Here is a 2,327-nt window from a genome sequence, read left to right as displayed (position 1 = left end):
CATCCCTCCCATTGAATGCCCGGCCAGCACCACGGGCCCGGTCGGGGCGCGGGTGTCGAGCACCGCGGGCTGGTCGCGGCCGAGTTGGTCGAGCTGGTAGGTGCGGTGCGGGGCGGCGGCCGAGTCGCCGTGGCCGCGGTGGTCGTAGCAGACGACCCTGGCGCCGGCGTATTCGCGCAGCAGTGCGTCGCGGACCTGTGCCCAGGATTCGGTGCGCAGGCAGTGGCCGTGGGCGAGCACGACGGTCAGCTCGGCGTCACGCGGGCCGTACTCGCGGACCGCCAGCGCCACCCCGTCCTCGGCGACCACCGTGACGCGACGCTCCTGCGCGGCGGCGATCATGCGGGTGGTGGACATCGCGGGCTCCGGTTCGTGAGTGCCGTACCTGGCGGTGGCTGGATTCGTACGGTTCCCACTCTCCGGCAAACCCGCGCCCGGCAGCAGGGGCCTCGGGTGCCGGGTCAGCTCCCCCGAGGTGGCGGCTTTCCCCACCCAGGTGGTGACCTCCGTCGCCGGGTGCGCGCCGGAACTTGCCAACTCGCGGCAACCGGTGCCACGGTGGTGGAAAGCCCGGCGACAGGGCTTCCGGACGAGGGGCGCCGTACCCGGAGTGCGACAAGACGGCCCGAGGAGAGATGGCCATGTCGTCGTGGATTCTGCTCGTCGCGTCCGGCGCGCTGGAGGCGGTGTGGGCCACCGCCCTCGGCCGCAGCGAGGGCTTCACCCGGCTCGTCCCGTCCGTCGTGTTCTTCGCCGCGCTGGCCGCGAGCATGACCGGACTGGCGCTGGCCATGCGCGAACTTCCCGTCGGCACCTCCTACGCAGTCTGGGTCGGCATCGGCGCGGTGCTCACCGTCGCCTACGCCATGGCCACCGGCGAGGAGCCGGTCGGCGTGCTGAAACTGGTGTTCCTGACGATGATCGTCGGCGGCGTGGTCGGCCTGAAGCTCGTCCACTGACGCCGCCGTCCCGGCCCGCGCGCCCCGGCCTCCTGACCGGGGCGCTCACCACATGGGCACGGGGGTCTGCCCGATCGGGTACCAGCCGGGCAGGTCGCCGCCGGAGTTCAGCACCCGCTCGATGCGTTTGCCGATGCCGGGGGTCATGTGGCCGTTCTTGATCATCTCGGTGAACAGGGCGGTGACATTGCCGTAGTCGAAGAAGTCGCGCTGCCAGCGCCATCGGAAGTCGCCGCCGTACTTGAACCAGCTGCCCTGGATGCCGTTGAGCGCGTAGTTGGTGCCGTCGGCGCGCTTGACCTCGCAGATCTGCTTCCACAGGCCGATCATGTCGCCGGTGTTCTCGTCGACGACCCAGGACTGGTACGGGTAGGTCCAGCCGTCGAGGCCGTCCATCTCGTAGCCGATGGCGTAGTCGCGGATCTCGTCGCGGCCGACGGCCATGAAGTCGTGCTTCTCCCCGTAGTTCCAGCCGTAGGTGGCGTCCTCGGTGTAGAACTCCGCCAGCGGCCGCCAGTCACCGGCCTGTTCGCATTCGGCGTTGGCCTTGAGCCAGCGTTCGATCATCTCGTCGAGTTCGGCGCGAGGGTAGGACATGGACATGTGCTCCGATCTGTGCAGCGGGCTCGGCAGCCGCATCCCGTGGCCACGGGCCCCGATGACTGTCCTCACGGTACACAGCGGAAATACACTTGTATAGACACCTGTCCAAATGAGTGTCGCCATCGAGTCGGCTACCGTGACACCCGACCGCACACGAGAAGCGAGGTGGGAGATGCACCCATTCCGGGCCGCCGTCGAGGCGCGTGACGAGGCCGCGATGGAGGCGCTGTTGGCCGATGACGTGGTGTTCACCAGTCCGGTGGCGTTCAAGCCCTACGAGGGCAAGCCGATCACCGCGGCCATCCTGCGCGCTGTGGTCCGGGTCTTCGAGGACTTCCGCTACGTGCGCGAGATCGCCGACGCGGACGGGCGCGATCACGCGCTGGTCTTCGAGGCGTCGGTCGACGGCAGGAAGCTGACCGGATGCGACTTCCTGCACGTCGACGAGGACGGGAAGATCGACGACTTCATGGTCATGGTGCGCCCGCTCTCGGCGGCACAGGCACTGGCCGCGCGGATGGGCGAGCAGTTCGAGCGCATCAAGGCCGAGGCGATCACCCAGTACGAGCGCCAGGCCGCGGGCGAGTAGCCGCGGATCGGCGGTCCGGCGGGCCGCGGAGTCACGGGTCACACGGTCGCTCGAGGTACCGTTGGCCGAGGCAGCCTGTGCTGCGCAGTGACTATTCCGGCAGGCCAGGAGGGGGTTCGTGAGGGCGGACACCGACGATGCCCGGCCCTCCGCCGGCACCGCGCCCGGTCCCGCCG

4 protein-coding genes and 1 riboswitch are annotated in these 2,327 nt (G+C 69.7%); of the genes, 2 read left to right on the top strand and 2 right to left on the bottom strand.

Features of this window, described 5'->3' with window-relative positions; all coding sequences use genetic code 11:
- Nucleotides 1-357, bottom strand: a 357-nt coding sequence (locus tag QH283_RS28205; protein ID WP_280505966.1) for an alpha/beta hydrolase, incomplete at its 3' end; no start/stop codon positions are given.
- 206 nt (nucleotides 358-563) lie between these two features.
- A riboswitch (guanidine-III (ykkC-III) riboswitch) is annotated at nucleotides 564-630 on the top strand.
- 11 nt (nucleotides 631-641) lie between these two features.
- Between QH283_RS28205 and QH283_RS28200 the strand changes: the two genes are divergently transcribed.
- Nucleotides 642-959 carry a DMT family transporter gene (locus tag QH283_RS28200; protein WP_280505965.1) on the top strand — a complete coding sequence of 106 codons (318 nt, stop codon included), beginning with the start codon at nucleotides 642-644 and terminating at the stop codon, nucleotides 957-959.
- 45 nt (nucleotides 960-1,004) lie between these two features.
- On the opposite strand, the gene QH283_RS28195 is transcribed toward QH283_RS28200, so the two are convergent.
- Nucleotides 1,005-1,556, bottom strand: a complete 552-nt coding sequence (locus QH283_RS28195) for a nuclear transport factor 2 family protein (RefSeq protein WP_280505964.1) — start codon at nucleotides 1,554-1,556, stop codon at nucleotides 1,005-1,007.
- 178 nt (nucleotides 1,557-1,734) lie between these two features.
- On the opposite strand from QH283_RS28195, the gene QH283_RS28190 reads away from it, so the two are divergent.
- Nucleotides 1,735-2,151 (top strand): nuclear transport factor 2 family protein, encoded by a 417-nt coding sequence (locus tag QH283_RS28190; RefSeq protein ID WP_280505963.1) that lies wholly within the window; start codon nucleotides 1,735-1,737, stop codon nucleotides 2,149-2,151.
- Nucleotides 2,152-2,327 lie beyond the last annotated feature (176 nt).

This window comes from Nocardia farcinica (assembly GCF_029867845.1).
GTDB lineage: Bacteria > Actinomycetota > Actinomycetes > Mycobacteriales > Mycobacteriaceae > Nocardia > Nocardia farcinica_A.
This window is presented reverse-complemented; position numbering and strand designations above follow the sequence as displayed.